The 16,982-nt window shown below is 67.7% G+C and carries 19 protein-coding genes and 1 pseudogene; 7 read left to right on the top strand and 13 right to left on the bottom strand.

Annotation, left to right across the window (positions count from 1 at the left end):
- Window positions 1-290: 290 nt before the first annotated feature.
- The 3 genes from SJY07_RS13320 to SJY07_RS13310 all read right to left on the bottom strand — a co-directional run bounded on the left by SJY07_RS13320 (window position 291) and on the right by SJY07_RS13310 (window position 3,133).
- The gene (locus SJY07_RS13320; protein ID WP_380159749.1) at window positions 291-1,325 is read right to left on the bottom strand and encodes a methyl-accepting chemotaxis protein; all 1,035 of its coding nucleotides are present in this window, start codon (window positions 1,323-1,325) and stop codon (window positions 291-293) included.
- 251 nt (window positions 1,326-1,576) lie between these two features.
- The gene (locus SJY07_RS13315; protein ID WP_380159748.1) at window positions 1,577-2,911 is read right to left on the bottom strand and encodes an MFS transporter; all 1,335 of its coding nucleotides are present in this window, start codon (window positions 2,909-2,911) and stop codon (window positions 1,577-1,579) included.
- Between the two features lie 42 nt (window positions 2,912-2,953).
- Window positions 2,954-3,133 carry a hypothetical protein gene (locus tag SJY07_RS13310; RefSeq protein ID WP_380159746.1) on the bottom strand — a complete coding sequence of 60 codons (180 nt, stop codon included), beginning with the start codon at window positions 3,131-3,133 and terminating at the stop codon, window positions 2,954-2,956.
- 162 nt (window positions 3,134-3,295) lie between these two features.
- On the opposite strand from SJY07_RS13310, the gene SJY07_RS13305 reads away from it, so the two are divergent.
- Complete coding sequence (locus tag SJY07_RS13305; protein ID WP_380159744.1) at window positions 3,296-4,318, top strand: LacI family DNA-binding transcriptional regulator; 1,023 nt, start codon at window positions 3,296-3,298, stop codon at window positions 4,316-4,318.
- 25 nt (window positions 4,319-4,343) lie between these two features.
- Here the strand turns inward: SJY07_RS13305 and SJY07_RS13300 are convergent, their stop codons facing one another.
- Both SJY07_RS13300 and SJY07_RS13295 read right to left on the bottom strand, forming a co-directional pair.
- Entirely contained in the window at window positions 4,344-5,492 is a 1,149-nt protein-coding gene (locus SJY07_RS13300) for a flotillin family protein (protein ID WP_328293767.1), read from the bottom strand.
- 3 nt (window positions 5,493-5,495) lie between these two features.
- On the bottom strand, window positions 5,496-5,729 hold the full coding sequence (locus SJY07_RS13295; protein WP_328293768.1) for a hypothetical protein: 234 nt from the start codon (window positions 5,727-5,729) through the stop codon (window positions 5,496-5,498).
- A gap of 340 nt (window positions 5,730-6,069) precedes the next feature.
- Here SJY07_RS13295 and SJY07_RS13290 point away from each other — a divergent pair, with 340 nt between their 5' ends.
- A complete protein-coding gene (locus SJY07_RS13290; protein WP_380159741.1) occupies window positions 6,070-6,228 on the top strand; it encodes a hypothetical protein in 159 nt (52 codons plus the stop codon).
- Window positions 6,229-6,271: 43 nt separating this feature from the next.
- On the opposite strand, the gene SJY07_RS13285 is transcribed toward SJY07_RS13290, so the two are convergent.
- From SJY07_RS13285 to SJY07_RS13265, 5 genes are all read right to left on the bottom strand, one after another.
- The gene (locus SJY07_RS13285; RefSeq protein ID WP_380159739.1) at window positions 6,272-6,463 is read right to left on the bottom strand and encodes a hypothetical protein; all 192 of its coding nucleotides are present in this window, start codon (window positions 6,461-6,463) and stop codon (window positions 6,272-6,274) included.
- A 101-nt stretch (window positions 6,464-6,564) separates the two neighbouring features.
- A complete protein-coding gene (locus SJY07_RS13280; protein WP_380159737.1) occupies window positions 6,565-6,972 on the bottom strand; it encodes a hypothetical protein in 408 nt (135 codons plus the stop codon).
- Between the two features lie 89 nt (window positions 6,973-7,061).
- On the bottom strand, window positions 7,062-7,430 hold the full coding sequence (locus tag SJY07_RS13275; RefSeq protein WP_380159735.1) for a PIN domain-containing protein: 369 nt from the start codon (window positions 7,428-7,430) through the stop codon (window positions 7,062-7,064).
- Window positions 7,431-7,438: 8 nt separating this feature from the next.
- Window positions 7,439-7,687: a type II toxin-antitoxin system prevent-host-death family antitoxin gene (locus SJY07_RS13270; protein ID WP_328293773.1), complete on the bottom strand. Its 249-nt coding sequence runs from the start codon at window positions 7,685-7,687 to the stop codon at window positions 7,439-7,441.
- 120 nt (window positions 7,688-7,807) lie between these two features.
- The gene (locus SJY07_RS13265; RefSeq protein WP_380159733.1) at window positions 7,808-8,029 is read right to left on the bottom strand and encodes a hypothetical protein; all 222 of its coding nucleotides are present in this window, start codon (window positions 8,027-8,029) and stop codon (window positions 7,808-7,810) included.
- Window positions 8,030-8,180: 151 nt separating this feature from the next.
- On the opposite strand from SJY07_RS13265, the gene SJY07_RS13260 reads away from it, so the two are divergent.
- Together SJY07_RS13260 and SJY07_RS13255 are read left to right on the top strand one after the other, a co-directional pair.
- A complete protein-coding gene (locus tag SJY07_RS13260; protein WP_380159731.1) occupies window positions 8,181-9,401 on the top strand; it encodes a hypothetical protein in 1,221 nt (406 codons plus the stop codon).
- 205 nt (window positions 9,402-9,606) lie between these two features.
- Complete coding sequence (locus SJY07_RS13255; RefSeq protein WP_380159729.1) at window positions 9,607-10,533, top strand: alpha/beta hydrolase; 927 nt, start codon at window positions 9,607-9,609, stop codon at window positions 10,531-10,533.
- A gap of 27 nt (window positions 10,534-10,560) precedes the next feature.
- On the opposite strand, the gene SJY07_RS13250 is transcribed toward SJY07_RS13255, so the two are convergent.
- The 3 genes and pseudogenes from SJY07_RS13250 to SJY07_RS13240 all read right to left on the bottom strand — a co-directional run bounded on the left by SJY07_RS13250 (window position 10,561) and on the right by SJY07_RS13240 (window position 13,062).
- Window positions 10,561-10,881 (bottom strand): hypothetical protein, encoded by a 321-nt coding sequence (locus SJY07_RS13250; RefSeq protein WP_380159727.1) that lies wholly within the window; start codon window positions 10,879-10,881, stop codon window positions 10,561-10,563.
- Window positions 10,882-11,126: 245 nt separating this feature from the next.
- Window positions 11,127-11,870 (bottom strand): hypothetical protein, encoded by a 744-nt coding sequence (locus SJY07_RS13245; protein WP_380159725.1) that lies wholly within the window; start codon window positions 11,868-11,870, stop codon window positions 11,127-11,129.
- Window positions 11,871-12,197: 327 nt separating this feature from the next.
- Window positions 12,198-13,062, bottom strand: a pseudogene (locus tag SJY07_RS13240) (transposase family protein).
- A 775-nt stretch (window positions 13,063-13,837) separates the two neighbouring features.
- Here SJY07_RS13240 and SJY07_RS13235 point away from each other — a divergent pair.
- From SJY07_RS13235 to SJY07_RS13225, 3 genes are all read left to right on the top strand, one after another.
- Window positions 13,838-15,313, top strand: a complete 1,476-nt coding sequence (locus SJY07_RS13235; protein WP_380159724.1) for a deoxyguanosinetriphosphate triphosphohydrolase family protein — start codon at window positions 13,838-13,840, stop codon at window positions 15,311-15,313.
- 150 nt (window positions 15,314-15,463) lie between these two features.
- On the top strand, window positions 15,464-15,787 hold the full coding sequence (locus SJY07_RS13230; protein WP_380159722.1) for a transposase family protein: 324 nt from the start codon (window positions 15,464-15,466) through the stop codon (window positions 15,785-15,787).
- A gap of 198 nt (window positions 15,788-15,985) precedes the next feature.
- Complete coding sequence (locus SJY07_RS13225; RefSeq protein WP_380162072.1) at window positions 15,986-16,789, top strand: transposase family protein; 804 nt, start codon at window positions 15,986-15,988, stop codon at window positions 16,787-16,789.
- The last annotated feature ends 193 nt before the right edge of the window (window positions 16,790-16,982 follow it).

The following is a 16,982-nucleotide window of genomic DNA, read 5'->3' as shown; positions in this document are numbered from 1 at the left end:
GCCTCGAACTCGTCCTGCACCTCGTCGAAGGACGCGGTCTCGGCACGAGTGTGGTCGCCGTCGTGCGCGGCGGCCGACACCTGGTCCACCCCGAGCGATCGACGCAGTCCTCGGTCGGCAGGCCGGGGACCGACCTCGGCGTGCTCCCCGACCCAGCGCGTCGGCGTCTCGCCGTGGTCCACCGGGACACCGGGGCGCCTCTCGGCTTCTCCGATACACCGTCCGGCCCCCACGACAGCTGTCGCGTCCCGTCCCTCGTCCACGTCTCGTGCGTGACCGTGGCCCCTGGTTCAGTTGAGCAGTTCGTGGGTCAGCGCACTCTGCTGCGTCAGGACGCCGCTGATCAGGCTCTGGGTGTCGTTGATCTGCGCCACCACGGCGTCGATGCCCGACAGGGCGATCACCACTTCGCTGGCGTCCTCCTGGATCGCCCGCACCTGCTGGATCGCTTGCTCGGTGGCGCGGGCAGTCTGCTGGGCCAGCTCCTTGACCTCCCCGGCCACGACGGCGAAGCCCTTCCCCATCTCCCCGGCCCGGGCCGCCTCGATGGTCGCGTTCAGCGCCAGCAGGTTCGTCTGCTCGGCGATGGAGGTGATGGCCTTGACGACGTTGCTGATCTGCACCGACGAGGAGGAGAGCCGGTCGACGCTCCCGTTCGCCTCGGCCGACAGGCGCGCAGCATCCGCGGCGATCGCCGTGGCCTGGACGACGTTGTGCTCCACGTCGTTGATGGAAGCGATCAAGCGTGCACCGGCCGCGCTGAGCTTGCCCGACTCCAGGACGCGCTCCATCGACTTGACGACCAGGAAAGCGGTGTTCCGCAGCGCGTCACGTCGTTCCGGGGTGAGCGTCAGGGTGGAGGTGGAGAAGAAGTCCATCGTGCCCACCACGCGACCGTCCACCAGGAGTGGCAGGCAGACTCCGGACTTGACCCCCGCACGTTGGGCGGCAGGGGCGCGCACGCAGTCCGTCATGGTGCCCAGGTCGGCCACGAAGACGAGGTCACGGGTCTTCCACGCCCGTCCGGACAGTCCCACCCCCTCGGCGAAGGACGCCGCCAGGGTCACCTCGCGGAACTCCTGCCCGGCCGTGCCGGACTCCTGCACGAACCTCAGCACGCCGGCGGTGGGATCGATGGCCCAGTACGAGCCGTACTCCCACCCGAAGGCCTCCCGCACCGAGTCCAGCGCGCGCCCCACGGCCTCACCGGCGGACGAGGTCGTCGACACGGCCTTCAGCACCTGAGCCGTAGCGCTGAGGTCGGCCAGGGCTTCGTCTCGAGCCAGTTCGGCCGATTCTGCGCGAAGCCGCTGGGCAGAGAACATGGAGGGTTCCTCACGCTGGGTGCAGTTGTCCGTCGGCGCTGCATCGACACCCCCGAAGGTGATCTGGAGCTCGCAGGGCACCCTGGAGCCAGTCGTTCCGACGGTCCGGAGCCGCCCGCACCGATTCCGAGCCGTCGCCGGACCGTGGCCGACGTCCCGCGGGCGGAACCGTGACCCAGGGCCGGCCGCGTCCGGCGGCAGAGCGGCGTCCCGGGTGGCGCTCGCGACCCGCAACCCTTCGTGGCGTGGCGTCACGCGGTGCCCGCCACCACGTGCTCGTCGTCGAGTCGGGCACCGCGCAGCGCGGAGGTGGTCATCACCGCAGCCGTGCCGATGACCACCGCAGCCGCGACGACGAGCGCGACCGGGTAGCCGGCCGCGTCGCCGAGCAGACCACCCAACGGCGCCGCGACCACCACCGCGGCCCGGTTGAACGAACGCATCGTGGTGTTCATCCGACCCTGCAACCGGTCCGGGGTCACGACCTGGCGGTAGCTCATCTCGTTCGCGTTCGACGCGCCCATGCACAACCCCAGGAACAGCTGTCCGAGCGCGAACACGCCCCAGGCGATCCCGCCGGCCCACGGTCCGTCGCCGCCACCGGCGGGCGCCACCGAAGGGGCGAGCGCCATGACCGCCCACGCCAGTCCCGTCCCCGCCTGGGTCGCGATGATCACCCGCCCCGCCCCCCAGCGTCGGCCCAGGCGGACCGCGACCGTCGCCCCCGCCAGCGCCCCCAGGCCCGCGGCCGTCGTCGCCAGCCCGAGCGTGGCCGCGCTCAGGCCCAGGTCGCGCAGGGCCATCGGCGCGAGCACCGCCCCGGCCACGGCCGAGCCCGCGAACCACAGGTGCGTCGAGATCGCGAACGGCCGCAGCGTCGGGTGCCGGTAGACCCACCGCAGGCCCTCCGCGACGTCGGTCACGACACCGCGCGCCCCGCCCCGCAGGCCGTCGCCCTGCCGCGGTGTCGCTTCCGGGGCGACGGGTTCGGTGACCTGGACGGTCGCCACCAGGACCGCCGAGCCGAGGTAGCTCACCGCGTCGACGAGGACGGCCGACGCCGACCCGAGCAGGGACACCACGACGCCGGCCACGGCGGGACCGCTCCCTTGCGCGACCGCGTCGGCCTGGTCGATGCGCGCGTGGGCCGCGCCCAGCAGCGGGCGGGGGACGACCCGGGGCAGGAAGGACTGGGACGCGGCGTCGCCGACCAGGGTCGCCGTCCCGAACACGACCATCGCCGCGACGAGGCGGCCCAGGTCGAGGTGCCCGGTCACCGCGAGCACGGGGATCGACGTCAGGACCAGCGCGCAGGCCAGGTCGGTGGCGACCATCAGCGGGCGCCGCCGCACCCGGTCCACCAGGACCCCGACGAGCAGACCGACGACCAGGTAGGGCAACCACCGGGCGGCGTTGACGAGGCCGACCGCGGCGCTGCTGCCGTGGAGGGTCTCCACGACGAGGACCTGGATCGCCAGCGCCGTGATGTAGGAGCCGAACGCCGAGGTCACCCCGGCGGACCACAGCCGCCCGTACCCGCGGCACTCCCGCAACGACCGTGGCTGCGCGTCCGCCGACTCGTTCACGGGCGCCGTCCGGTGGCCTCGCCGATCAGCGCCGGTGAGGGGTCAGGAGCTGGGGAACTGCTCGTGGCGGTAGGTCGCGACCCCCTCGGAGGTGGCGCGGTCGAAGTCACCGCGCTCCGGCTGCCGGCGGGCCGAGCGGTCCCGGCCGCGATCACGCAGGACCAGCAGGACGACGAGAGCCACCAGCACGACACCGACAGCGATGACCGTAGCCAGGACCACGAGTTGCTCCTCTGCGTCGACGAACCTCCACCCTGGCACACCCGACGCCTCCCGGGGCGTGCACCTGGCACCCTGGTGCGCGCCGCCGACCTCGTCGCGTGGTGACCGTCGATCCGCCGACCCCGGCGCTCCCGTCAGCCCGGTCGGGACGATGATCGCGACGTGGACGGCGCCGGCACCTCGAGAGCACGACGACCACGCCCACGCCTGAGCGCCACGACCATCGACGACGTCGCGCGGGCGGCAGGCGTGTCCCGGCAGACGGTCACCCGCGCCGTGAACGACATGACCGGCATCAGCGCCGTCACCAAGGAGCGCGTGCTGCGCGCGGCCGCGGAGCTGGACTACCGCCCGTCCCGGTCGGGACGGGCGATGGCCCGCGGCCGTCACGACGCCCTGGGCGTCGCCGTCAGCGACCTGACCGACCCGTTCTACGCACCCCTGGCCGCGGCGACGATGCGCCGGGCCGGTCAGGCGGGTCACGACGTCGTCCTGGTCGACGTCGCGTCGTCGCAGAACCCCGTCCGGCTGCTGACCGGTCTGACCCGACAGGTCGACGCCGTCATCGCCTACCTCGGCCGCCACGAGAGCTGGACCGACGTCCTCTCCGACGTCCCCACCGTCTGGGTCGGTGCGCCCGGCGACCCTCTGCCCACCACCGGGGCGCGGATCACCCCGGACCCCACGACGGCGCTGGCCGCCGCGGCCGCGCACCTGCGCGCGAGCGGGTCGGGGCACGCGGTGGTCTTGAACGCCTGGGCCGGGCCCGACCGCCGCACCGAGATCGTCCTGGAGGCCCTGGCCCGTGCGGGCCTGCACGCCGTGACGCACCCCGCCGGTGGCCCGGGGTACCGCGACGGACACCGCGCCACCCACGAGGTCCTGCGGCGCGGCGTTCCCGACGTGGTCGTGGGCTGGAACGACCCGATCGCCATCGGCGCCCTCGCCGCCCTCGCCGAGCGGGGGATCGGCGTTCCCGACCAGACCCAGGTGCTCGGCATCGACGGGTTGTCCGTCGCGGAGTTCACCGCCCCCGCCCTGTCGACGGTGGTGCTGGACCCGGAGGTCGTCGCGCAGGTGAGCGTGGACGCGGCCCTGCGGTGGTCGACGGGTGCGGCGCTCGGTGCGGAGGATCGGCAGCAGTTCGTGCACCACACGTTCGCGCCTCGGGGGACGACCCGCTAGGACCCGGCGCGTTCCGCCCGGGTCGTCACGGCTCGAGCTGGGCCCGGGTGCGGGGTTCAGCCTCCTCGCGGGACCCGTCCTTCGCGCGGTCGCTGAACTCGAAACCCTCGAGCACCGACCGCAACACCGCGGAACCCTGGCCGGCCAGTTGCGCGACGACCTCGTTCAGCCCGGTCGCGCCGTTGAGGACGGTGACGTTCGCACCGCCCAGACCGGCGCCGGCCGCGCGGACCATCTCGGGCAGCAACTCGATGAGCCGTTGTTCCAGGGCGATCCGGTCGCTGCTGGCCGCGGCCTCGGCGCGGCGGCGGATCGCGTCGGCGTCCGCCTCCGCGGCGATCCGGACCCGGGCGGCCTCCGCCTCGGCGGGCCGGACGACCTCGGCCGTCAACTGTTCCCGCCGGAGTTCACCGTTGCGGCGGGCGACCTCCTGCTGGGCCTCGATGACCGCCTGCTGGGCCGTGGCGTCGGCGAGCGGGCCGGCGGCGGCGGCCTTGCGCTGCTCGGCGTCGACCTCGGCCTGGTACTGGGCGCGCACGATCGCGGTCTGGCGGGCGTACTCGGCCTGGTTGCGCGCGCTCTCCTGCTCCGCCGCAGCCGCCTGCTGCGCCGCCCGCGCCGCCGCGACGGCCGCGGCCTTGTTGACCTCCGCCTGGTGGGGTTTCGCCAGCGCGGCGATGTACCCGGCGTCCTTGTCGTCGATCTGGCTGATCTGCAGCGAGTCGACGATCAGGCCGATCCGGGCCAGTTCGGGTTTGGAGGCGCTCATGATGTTCTCCGCCAGCGCCTGTTGGTCGCGGATGATGCTCTCCACCGTCATGCTCCCGACGATGGAACGCAGGTGCCCGGAGAAGATCCGACCGACCAGGGCCGGCATCTGTCGCTGGTCGCGGCGGAAACGCCGCGCGGACTTGGTGATGCTCTCCGGGTCGTCGCCGACCTTGAACGCGATCACCGCGCGGACGTGGACGGCCAGACCCTGCGTCGTGTAGCAGTCCTCGTCGACCTCCGCCTCCTGCATCGCCAGGGTCAGCGTGCTGGCGCGACGCAGGACGGGGACCACGAAGACACCGTGGCCGGTGACGATCCGGAAGGGGGTTTCTCCACCGTCGCGGGCGCGGCGGCCGGAGATCAGCAGCGCCTCGTCCGGCTGCGGGATGCGGTACCCGAACATCGTTCAGATCTCCTCGGCCGGCGGGTTGCGCGGCGGCACTCGTAGGTGGTTGACGGGGTAGACCTCGACGGCGCGGTCGCCTCGGCTGGCGGCCACCAGGACGGCCTCACCGAGTTGGACCTCGCCGTCGCAGTAGGCGATGAAACTCTCACTGGCGCCGCGGACCTCGACGGTCACCTCTCCCGGCCGGCCCGCGCCGCGGATGCGGACGGTGACCCGCCCCTGTCGACCCACCACCTCGCGATCCACCGGTTCCCCCACTCCGTTCGTCCAAGCACACACTAGTGATCCGCCGGCGTTCGCGGGGTGTGGTCGGGAGTTTCGCCGCCGGTCCCGTTCGGGGCCCCCACCGGAACCGCACGCGAAGGTTCCAGGGAACCATCGGGTCCTTCCCAGCAAACTCCGGACGGTACCGGTGGTCACGACGTCACGGAGGAGTTCGGCTCCGCGGAAGTTCCCGGAACGCCACTACCACCACGGATTCCCGGACCGTTCACGGCGACGCGGATCCGCACTCGGTCACCCGGCGGCTCGACGAGTGGGCACACTTCCGTCGTGGACGTCGACACCGGTGTGGGTGGTCTACGTCGTGGTGCTGTTCACCGCGGACCTGCAGGACGTGTGGGCCCAGGGAGTCCAGTGCTTCGCGCCGGCGTCCTTCCTGGACACGGTCATCAACGTCTCGATCACCGCGGTGCGCAAGTCCAGGCACCGTCGCGTGAGCCAGGTGCGGTGAGGGCGTCGTCATCGGCGTCTACGACAGCGGCAGACCGAGCGCATCAGTCGGGGCGTGGCTCGCTCTTTCGACGGTTCTCCACAACGAGCCCCAGCGCCAAGGCCGCGAGAGGTAGCGCGGCCCCGATGAGACGTAGCGGCGTGGTGTCGTTGTAGATGCCGACGATCTGCAGGACCAGGCCCGCGAGGAAGCCGACGATCACGAACTTCTTCCACGTCTTCACGGCGTCCAGCATGCCCTGGTGGCGATCGTCGTGGGGTGTCCAGCGGCATCCGCACCTCAGCAGGACCGTCGGGTCGGTGGCCGCGAACTGCCGCGAACTGCCTCCGAGTCACCTCACCGGACGTCCGATCTCGAGGAGGCCGGACGGAGCAGGTGCAGGGCCAGGGCTGCACTGGCCAGGGCCAGGAAGCTGACGACGGCTTGGCCGATCGGTGCCAGCGACCCACCCAGGTCCAGGACGTGGATGGCGTAGCCGTTGGCCGCGACGTCGGTGAGCAGGATGGTCGGGGCCAGCAGGACGCCGGTGCGGAAGCGGAAGGCGAGCAGGACCGCGGCCAGGGGATCCAGCGCGGTCAGCGCGCTCCAGTAGGTGGCCAGCCAGGTCGGGGCGTCGGTGTAGGGGCGCGGGCCGTCGGTGGCGAAGTCGAGGAGGTGCTGCAGGCACCCCCAGGCCAGCAGGAGCACCAGAGTGGTGACGGCGAGGCGTGTCCAACGTGGTTCGTCGGCCCACCTGGACGGCACGGGCTCAGTGTGGCAGGGGTGGGGAGAGCGGTCCACGCCCGCGCACAACGCGGGATGTGCGTGACGTCGCAGCCGCAGTGACGAGCCCGTCAGACGGCGATGACCTCGACGAGTTCGTCTGCCCCTTTGAGGTCTGCTGCGTTGCGGGTGTAGAGGCGAGCGTCGTGCGCGTGGGCGGTGGCGGCGATGAGCAGGTCCATCGTGCGACCGCGTGGTTGCCGTCCTGCGGCGGCGACTGCGGCAGCCAGTTGCCCGTAGCTGGCGGCGACGGCCTCGTCCAGGGGGAGGGCGTCGAACCGTCGCTGCAGGAGGGACAGCCGGCGAAGGCGTTCGGCGCGGACTGCCGGGTCGGTCGTGACCAGGACTCCGAAGTGCAGTTCGGCCAAGGTCGCAGAGCTGATCGCCAGTTCCCCGGGGAGTGGGCCGATGTCCCCGGCGATGACGACGCTGGTGTCCATGACCGCCCTCACCGCGGTTCCCAGGGGTCGCGGACCTCGGAGTCGATGAGGTCGCGGTCCTGCTCCCAGGTCGGGTCGGCGGGGCCGGAGAACAGTTCCTCGACATCGGTCCAGGTGCGCCAGGACCTGTTGCTGGCGGGTACGAGTCGGGCGCTGGCTCGGCCGGCCACGGTGATGGTGACCTCCTCGCCTGCTTCGACGCGGCGGACGAGGTCGGAGGCTTGCTGGCGCAGTTCGCGAAGACCGACGACTGTCATGGACTGAAGGTAGCACTTGTGCTACCGGACAGGCCTCGGTCCGTCGTAGCGCGCAGCCACCGCGGGATGACCGTGAGGTCGTTCCGCTGTCGCCTTGCAGCGACAGCAGCCGGAATACGGCTAGCTCTGCACTACTTCACGACGCCAGTGCCACGCTCCTGCTGCGAAGACCGCCACGAGTACGGCGAGCCCGGCGAGGAGCCAGACCGGGGCATGTGTCCCCGGCCGGAAGAGGGAGGGGATGAGCAGGATCAAGGACGCGCCGGCTAGGGCCACGCCGACGATGCCGAGCAACCAGAAGGTCCTCGCGCTTGGTCCCTTGCGGCGCTGCTGATCAGTCACGTCCACCACGGTAGGTGCTGGGGTGTGTACAGCAACGAGGGCGTCACACCTGATCGGGGATGACCGTGCGCCCGCACCGCGGGATGACCGTGAAGTCGTCTTGGAGCTGCATGGTCTACCGATCGCGTTGCTGCCGCGTCATGATCACTGGATGCGGCGACTGAAGGCGGACCGGATCTTCGAGCTGACGTCGGGGTTGTGGGTGGTGGATGAGGTGCACCCGGTCGCCATCGTCCTGGACCCCCACGACGGGCAGGTCCGCCAGGTGGTGTCCTGGGGGCAGGAGCCGGCCCCACCGCAGCTGGGCGCCTTCCGGCGGATCCTCGCTGCCGATGACGGTCTGTGGGTGCAGGAGAACGGGTTGGGTGGTCCTCTCCTGCGCATCGGGCTGAACGGCGCGCCGGAGGCGACCTGGACCAAGACGTCGTTGCTGGCGGCGGCCGGGCCCGGTGGGGCGTGGTGCGCGCGACCGACCGGACTTCCTCAACGGGTTGGGCCGGGCGATCCCGAACCGTTGACCCCCTACGACTGGGACGAGCTGCTGCACGTAGCCCCCGGTGGCACCGTCACGCAGGTGCAGACCGACGCCAGGGTCGGGGAGGTCTACGCCACTGCGGAGGCGGTGTGGGTGCGGCTGGAACGTGCTCCCTGGACACCGGAACCCACTGATTTCCCGGACGTTTCGTGGGTGCGCTGGAGCAGTCGCTGGCTGCACCTGCCGTGGGGGCAGACCCTGCCCGCCGTGGTGTCCGCGGTCGACGGGGTCGCGGAGGCACCGGGTGTCGTGGAGGCCGCGGTCGACCTCCTCGCCGGGCCCCTCGACCCTGCCGCCGCGTCCGAGGTGGTCGAGGAGCGGGAGAACGTGGCGTTCGACGTGACGCGGGGGTACGCGCCGTTGCGCGCTGGGTTCTGGCCGTGGCGGGTCCACAAGGAGGGCGGTGTCGCCGTCCTGCGCGATCAGCGACCCGGTGGGCGGGAGGTGTCGCTGGCCGCGTTGGAGGACGTGGATGTCAGCTCGGGGTGCTGGCCGAGGGTGTCGCGGCCGGTGGACGTCGACTCCTACCTGCAGCGAGTGCTGGCCGAGTTCGGGAGCATGAGTGCGCATTGGCTGGGTTCGACCGGGGGGCACACCCTGGATGGACGTGACGTCGTGGAGGGCCGCCTGCTCGGGCAGTGGCCTGATGCCCGGCTGGAGTGGACGTTCGGGCACACATCACGCCCTGGTCTGGTGCTGCGTCGGCGGGTGGAACTCTTCGATGAAGTCGGGCGGAAGACTTACCCCGAGTACGTCGACGTGGGGCTGATGGAGGATCTCGATACCGATCGGATCCCGCCTGCGGGTCAGGCGCGTGACGGTGTTCTCGACGTGTGAGGCCACCTCGAGCTTGCTTCGCAGGCTCACCAGGGCGTGGCATGACGTGATCTTTCTGCGGGAGAACGCCTGCTGTCGACGTCTACCGATCGTCTGGTCATCGTCGTGATCGCGACCTCGCCGGCCGCCCGAGACCGCGCACAACGCGGGATGATCGTGCGTTTCGTCCGTCTCCTCCGGGTGGCCGCATCGGTAGCGTTCCCCGGTGCCTCCCTCCGCCCCCTCCGTCGTCGATGCCGTCGTGACCGGGCCACGGGGGCCGGTCACGACGCGTTGCTACGAACCACCCGCAGCCGTCTCTGACGCGCTCCCACCGACGCTGGTGTGGCTGCACGGGGGTGCGTTCTTCGCCGGCCACCTCGACCAGCCGGAATCCGACACCTTTGCCCGAGCCCTGGCCGGACGCGGCGTGCGAGTGATCACCGTCGACTACGCCCTCGCCCCGCTGCTGTCGACGCGGTGGCCGTTCCCGGCCCGCTCGGCCAGTGGTGTGCTGCGGGCTCGCTTCCCCGGGCAGGTCCACGATGTGTCCGCGGTCCTGGCGCACGTGCGGGCCAGCTGCACCAGCCCGTTGCTGCTGGGGGGAGCCAGCGCCGGTGCCTGCTTGGCAGCCGGGAACGCGGTAGCCGCCGCGGCTGCAGCAGCCGAAGACGGGAGTCCGCGCCTGGACGGTGTCGTCTTGGCCTACGGGTTCTTCCACGCCCGCTTGCCTTCGCGACCGCTGGCGCTTCGGTCTTTGGTGCGCGGTCGGCGCCGTTTCACCCACACCCGGTGGCCGATGACGGCGATGAACCTCAACTACACCGGTTCCCTGGCCCGGCTGGGCGACCCGTCGGCCTTCCCTGGCGGGCACCGGCTGGCCGGCTTCCCGTCGGTGCTGTTGCTGGACGCCGAACGTGACGGGATGCGGGCCTCCAGCACCGCGTTCGCCGCCGGCTTGGCGGCGGCGGGGGTGCCGGTAGAGCACCGCGTGCTGTCAGACGCCGTCCACGGCTTCCTGGGCCGCCCCCGGGAGGACGACTTCGCCGCCGGGGTCGAGGCCGTCGCGCGGTGGGCGCTCTCACAAGCCAGGTCGGTAGTCAGGTCGGCGACGGAGGCTCCACCGGTCGACGACGCGGACCGCAGCGCCTGAAGCTCCTCGCGTCGCACGTCCCCTGGCTCAGGTGCTCGATGGCGCGGGAGCGGCGTGGGTGCGGCGGTGGCGCGCGTTGAGGACAAGGGATACGACGCTGAGGGCGAGACTCGCCGCCAACCACCCGACGTGGGAGAAGACGTTCTCGCTGGTCCCGGTCTCGTCCGCGCGGATCCCTCCTTGGATGGTGACCGCGATCCAGACGGTTGTGAGGACGGCACTGGCCAGCGCGGACAAGACCGCCCTCGGCCGTCGAGGTGCTGTCGCCACGGCGAGCACGAAGGCGATCAGGACGACGATGCACCCGGCGGGCAGCGACGTCAGGGCGAGCAGTAGCAGGAAGTCCACGACGTCGAGCCTGCCTGCTGGGAGCCTTACCTGAGGCAGCTACTGATGATCTTCACTGGCTTTGTTCGGCAACGGCACAGGCGCAGAGTTGGAGCCGTGGGGTGGGTGCGAATGCTGCCTGTTCTTCGACGATATGTAGGTGATCGTCGTGCTCAGCGACCGTCCGCTCGTCGGCAGATGAGTGAGGTCACCGGCCGCCCGCGGCAGCGCGCACAACGCGGGATGACCGGATGTTCCGGCGCGGATCAGGTGGGCGCCGGGTAGCCGATCGAGACGATGTCCTCGCCGAGCTGCGCCAGCGTCCGTTGAGGGTTGAGCCGGCTCACCAGCTCCTCGCTCAGTGGCCGCAGCGCGAGGACGTGAGCAATGTCGTCACCCTCGAGTTCGGTCTCGTAGTAGTCCGCGGCGAAGCTGCGGTAGGCGTCGGGGTCGGCGTCGAGCTCGCTCAACAGCCACCCGCTGCCGTCGTTGAGGTCGGCGGGGACGCTGCTGCGCAGCTGCACCGGGTGCCAGCGCTGCTCGGATCCCGGGTGAGGGCCCGTCTCCTCGTCCTGTGCGAGGTGTAGCCACCAGCAGGCCAGGGTGAGCAGCGGTAGGTCCCCGTCGGTGAAGGCCACTTCAGCAGCGGTACCGCGCAGCGGCTGAGGGACGGCGGCGAGCCAGTCGAGGTCGAAGGGTTCGCCGTAAGGGCTCATCGGGCTCTCGTGATCGAAGCCGCGCAGCCACGCCCCGTCGGGGGTGAAGGTGATCGACCAGGAGTTGCCGGAGCCGTCGTCCATCGACGCCAGTTGTTCGGTGGGGCTCCAGAAGGTGTCGAAGGAGTAGTAGCGGTCGGCGGGGTCCTCGGCCTGGATCGCGTCCAGCATTGCTAGGCCCTGGCAGTGCTGGCGCAGCTCCTGCGGGTTCGGTAGCCGGCGGGCGAGGTGGACTACGCCGGCGGGCAGCGTGGTCGTCTCGAGGGGTTGGGTGTGTCGGCGTGGCCACCTCATCGCGCCAGCATGTCGCAGCCGGGCGCGAGGACCTCGCTTCGGGACTGGTTCGAACACGCGGACGGCGGGGTGACCGTGACGTCGCCCAGGGGTCCGGAACAGGGAGCTGACGAGTTGTCGTCAGGCAGAGGGGTGACAGCCGTGGACGGTGGCCCTAGCGGTGGAAGTAGTACGCGATGCTCGTTCGGTGTCCGACTCGACAGAGCGCGCCGGCTGGCGCCACCGGCGGGGACCGCGGCTGCTGCGCGTGGCGTCGGTTGTCGTTGCCCTGGCTCTGGTGGTGGTGGCGCAGAGGCAAGGCGAGCAGGGGCACGTAGTGAGCCTTTGTCAGTAGCGGTTCTCTATCCGGCTGAAGACGAGGGCCGTGGCGATGATCGCGGTGATGCGCCACGGGCAGAGGCTGACGTTGCGTAGGGCCCGCCAGCGGGTCTTGAGGTGGGCGATGCCGTGCTCGACGAAGGCGCGATCGGCGTTGACGTAAGAGTTCCAACCCCGCGTGGAGTCGTTGAGAACCTGTTGTCAACGGCAGTCCACCCCTGGGACGGCGAACAGGTACCCGGATGCCTGCTCCAGCACCGGTGTACGCCTTGTCGGCCAGAGTGGGGACACCATCACGAGCAGCGGGGTAGAGCGCCGGCAGAGCATGGATTCGTGCTGCGGTCAGGTCGTGGGTGCAGCCCGGTTCGACCGGTGAAACCCACAGTGGTCGCCCGTCGGCGTCGGTGACGACCTGGACCAGACCGCCGTGGTGGCGGTGCTTTCCGGAGTACCAGCGATCACGTCGACCCGTCCGGTCGTGGACACGATCAGTGGCGATGAGGGTGCCGTCGAGCAGTAGATGCTCAGTTCCTCGATGAACCGCCTCGGCGACAACCTCGGACACCTCGGGGGCTTGGGCGGCGAGCACATCAAGGGCCTCGTGCAGGTAGCGGTAGGCGGTCTTGAGGCTGACGGCGTTGTCGCGGGCGAGGTCAGCGACCGCGGCGCGTTGGCGCATGAACCGCAGCAACAGGACCGCCTGGGCGAAGTAGCCCAGCGCGCGGCGGCCTCGGCGGGTGCCGATCCGGGCGCGGTGAGCGGACAGCAGAACGGCGATGGTCTGGGCCAGGCTGCGGGAGACATCGAGGCTGGCGTCGCCGACGGCACCCTGTCGGCGGACCTCGACGCCCCGGCCCTGGCCGCCAGAGCACATAGGGTCCTGACGGGCATGACGGTTGAGCTTGGTCGCCACCATCGTGACTGGCCAGGCCCTACGTGCCCCAACGCTTTCGACTCCTGGCCGCGGCATCTGCTCACGAAGGCCTCACTGTAAGAGTGGCCCCGATTAATAATTCGGAAGGGATTGACGCCTAGAGAAACACAGTAGGGCGACGACGACCGGCGATTCGCTTATAACATTATCGCTGGCACTAATTTAGCGCCCTTCAAGCTACTTAGGATTTGAAACAGCGAAATCTCCAATCCATGATACGAAGCCGTTACTCAATTGGGTAAAGAAAGCCACAAATAATGCCCGCGGGCCGACCAAGCAACATAAAGGTCGGGGTGACCTACCAGTATGGACCGTCCCCAGATAAGCCGATCAACTACTGAGCGACTCGCCCACCTGTGGATGGTGCTGCGGTCAGAGCTGCAGTGTGAGATCCTGGAGCGGGACGGTGAACCATATCCAAGACGAAGGAGAAATTCCATGGTGAATTTTCGGGGTGTCTCAAAGGATAGTTTCCTGACCGGAAAGGTAGAACCGTCATTGATCGAGTATACTAAACTTGAAAAGACTCTTAAAGAAATTGTATTGACCAACAAAGAGGAATCGACCATCCCGCTGGTTATTGAAAAGTTAGCTCGCGCTGAGCACGTGAGTCGCAATGAAGCAATCTCCACAATGTGGCGCCTTGTAGATAAAGGAGATTTTCGTTATGGCCGGGGAGTCGTGTCCATAAACGCGAAGTCTGAGGACCTCTAAAATGGGTTTCTTGCGCAAGAATAGGGCAATCCCGTCAATTAAACCGAATGACAGCCAAAATGGTGCCGTTTCGTCAGCTGAGCCGATCGTAAATCCCAACCGATACATCCGGGAACACACACCAAAAAAGAGCCCAGATTCGGAAAGAGATGTCCGGCCTGAGGGTCGACGCGATCGTGACCGAATTGTATACTCTGTTCATTTTCATCGTTTATCAGGCGTTACACAGGTAACCACGCCTGTTTCGGAAGGTTTGTTAACTCACACGCGCCTAACTCATAGTCTTAAAGTTGCGCAAGTGGCTCGAAGCCTAGCTGAATCAATTCTTCAAGAAGACGAAAAAAAAGATATCGTCGCAGAGCTAGGCGGATTAGACCCTGACGTGGTCGAAGCCGCTGCACTAGCGCATGATCTAGGTCATCCGCCTTTTGGACACATTGGCGAGGAGATTCTGGATGCCTATGCGCGAGAAAAATTAGGTATTTGGGATGGATTCGAGGGGAATGCTCAATCCTTTCGTATTGTTACAAAACTAGATCAGCGCAGTTCGCATCACCCGGGAATGGATTTGACCGCCGCCACCCGAGCGGCTATATGCAAGTATCCCTGGAAGAGAAAGCTGCACCTCACAAAAAAAGAGAGCGAGGCAAATCCAGATTCTAAGATTGAGGAATTTCTCCAGTGGAAGAAGTTTAATGCTTACGAAACTGAACATGAGGAAATGCGGTCTGTATTAGAAAATATTCAAGGATCCTATCAACAAAGCCAGACGCTAGAAGCAGCGATCATGGATGTTGCTGATGACATCACCTACGCAATTCATGACCTGGACGACTTTATTAGCGCTGGGATTATAAATGTTCTCGAAATCCTTCGAGAGCTGGCCGACTGGCTCGAATTCTCTAACAAAACCCACTTTCTGTCCAGATTGGCTAGCAGACTCAAACTAGAGTACCCAAATCTTTTCTCGCCGCTAGAATATGATTTAGCTGTTCGGGCTACGTTTAACAGCTTGAACGGCATACCGTTTTCGGGGCAGGATGTCCGTCCCCCTGATCAGGCACATGCACTGCGCATCTTTACCTCTAGGACAATCTCGAGGTTTAGTGAGAATGTGCGTATCAATCGCGCTGGGCGAGCAGGACAAAATGGGCCAGTTGAGTTCGAGCCGGACGTCTGGCACGAGATACAAATCCTGAAGGAATTAACTAGAGTATTTGTCATTTACCGTGCCGACATGGCGGCTGTGCAGCAAGGGCAACGTCGTCTGCTGTGGGACCTACTCGAATGCGTCACTCATTGGGTTGACACTGACAAAAAAAGACTCCCTCCCGGTCTTAGAGTAGTTAATGACCCTGATCGAGTGTCTCGGCGATCTATTATAGATTTTGTTGCCGGATTAACCGACCATCAGGCGATCTCTCTGCACGCGTCTCTTCAAGGAGAAACTTCTACTATCATTGGAAACTTTCTATAATTTCTTAGCCTGGCTTGTCTGGCAGATTGAGCCTTTTCCATCCTGGGTTAGCCAGCGAAGATGAGAGTTTGCACGGCGGCGACGAGTTTGCTGGCGTGCGAGGGACTGGAGCGGATCTTGCGCAGGACCCGCCAGATATTCAGTTGCGCGTTGGCCCGCACCCACCCCGGTCTGCTGCCCGCCCTGGTCGGGTTCGCCGACGCCGGGCACCCGGTCCTGGCCGACCTGGGCTACGAGGGCGAGCGGACCCGTCTCACCTGCCCGCACAAAGTCACCAGGGACCGCGACCTCGACGTCGCTGAGCGCAGTTTCAACCGCGTTCACGCTTATGTCCGGGCCCGCGCCGAGCAGGGCAACGCCTGGTTGAAGAACTACCGCGTCTTGCAGAAGGTCACGCTCTGCCCGTGGCGGATCGGGTCGATCACCGCCGCTGTTCTGGTCGTCCTGCACCTGGAGCACGACCGCACGACGTGACTCGCCGTGATCATCAGGCCGCTACTGAGAAGAGCTCAGTGAGCCCTTGTCAGTAGCACCGGGCCGGTGGCGGAGGGTGACGGCGACGGGTTTGATGGTCGGCAGTAAGGACGGAACCCCGGAGGATGGTCATTCCTCTCACAGTCCGACCGTCCCTACCGGAGTCCCGCCGTGCTCGATCCTGTCACCTACCGCGCCGTGCTGCCCGTCTCCCGCGCCACGGTCACCTACGTCGCCGAGTTGCTGCACCGGGACCAGCAGATGCGTGGAACCCGCCGCGGCCGCCGGCGACTGAGGCCCTTCGACCAGGCGGTGCTGTTCTGCCGCTGGCTGGTCGATGCGATCCGGATGCGCCAGCTCGCCGTCGACAACGTGATCGGGCTCAAGACCGCCTACCGCTACATCCACGAAACCCTCGACGTCCTGGCCGGGCAGGTACCTTCGCTGGTCGGGGCGTTGCTGGCCGCCCGGACCGCCGGCCACAGCCACGTCATGATCGACGGAACCCTCATCGCAACCGACCGAGTCTCGGTGAAAGGACCAACTGCAGGAGTAGACCTCTGGTGGTCGGGCAAGCACCATCACCACGGCGGTAACATCCAAGTCGTCACCGCACCCGACGGCTGGCCGATCTGGGTTTCTCCCGTCCGCCCCGGACGCGAGCACGACACGACCTGCGCCCGAGCCCACCCGGGCCTCCTGGACTCCCTCACCGCATGGCGCGACGAGGAGCACGCCGTTCTGGCCGACCTGGGTTACGAAGGTGAACGCGGCCGCCTCACCTGCCCGACCAAGCACGTCAAGGGCCAGAACTTGACCGAAGACCAGGCCTGTTTCAACGCACTGCACTCCGCCACTCGCGCCGTCGCCGAACGCGGCAACTCCCTGCTGAAGAACACCTTCAAGGCCCTCAAGCACGTCACCCTCTGCCCCTGGCGCATCGGGGCGATCGTCGCTGCTGCCCTCATCGTCCTCCACCGCGAACACGACCGCACGACGTGACGCACCGTCATGATCAAGTCGCTACTGACAAAGGCTCAGTGCGTACTGCTTTGGCCGTCGGCGGGATCCTCGTCGTGATGAGCTGGGCTACGGATTCGATGGCCCGCGGTGTCTCCCGGATTGTTCGCGGTCGGCGTGGCAGCTCGGGATGACCGTGCGTCTGCGTTCCGCGCTCCTCGCCAGCCACATGCGA

The organism is Kineococcus sp. R86509, assembly GCF_042466365.1.
Taxonomy (GTDB): Bacteria; Actinomycetota; Actinomycetes; order Actinomycetales; family Kineococcaceae; genus Kineococcus.
This window is presented reverse-complemented; position numbering and strand designations above follow the sequence as displayed.

What these genes read in the sequence shown, in the direction of transcription:
- SJY07_RS13285 (WP_380159739.1), bottom strand. Translation starts at nt 6,463, where the DNA reads ATGCTGGACGCCGTGAAGACGTGGAAGAAGTTCGTGATCGTCGGCTTC.
- SJY07_RS13300 (WP_328293767.1), bottom strand. Translation starts at nt 5,492, where the DNA reads ATGTTCGGGTACCGCATCCCGCAGCCGGACGAGGCGCTGCTGATCTCC.
- SJY07_RS13260 (WP_380159731.1), top strand. Translation starts at nt 8,181, where the DNA reads ATGCGGCGACTGAAGGCGGACCGGATCTTCGAGCTGACGTCGGGGTTG.
- SJY07_RS13275 (WP_380159735.1), bottom strand. Translation starts at nt 7,430, where the DNA reads ATGGACACCAGCGTCGTCATCGCCGGGGACATCGGCCCACTCCCCGGG.
- SJY07_RS13320 (WP_380159749.1), bottom strand. Translation starts at nt 1,325, where the DNA reads ATGTTCTCTGCCCAGCGGCTTCGCGCAGAATCGGCCGAACTGGCTCGA.
- SJY07_RS13245 (WP_380159725.1), bottom strand. Translation starts at nt 11,870, where the DNA reads ATGAGGTGGCCACGCCGACACACCCAACCCCTCGAGACGACCACGCTG.
- SJY07_RS13270 (WP_328293773.1), bottom strand. Translation starts at nt 7,687, where the DNA reads ATGACAGTCGTCGGTCTTCGCGAACTGCGCCAGCAAGCCTCCGACCTC.
- SJY07_RS13235 (WP_380159724.1), top strand. Translation starts at nt 13,838, where the DNA reads ATGGGTTTCTTGCGCAAGAATAGGGCAATCCCGTCAATTAAACCGAAT.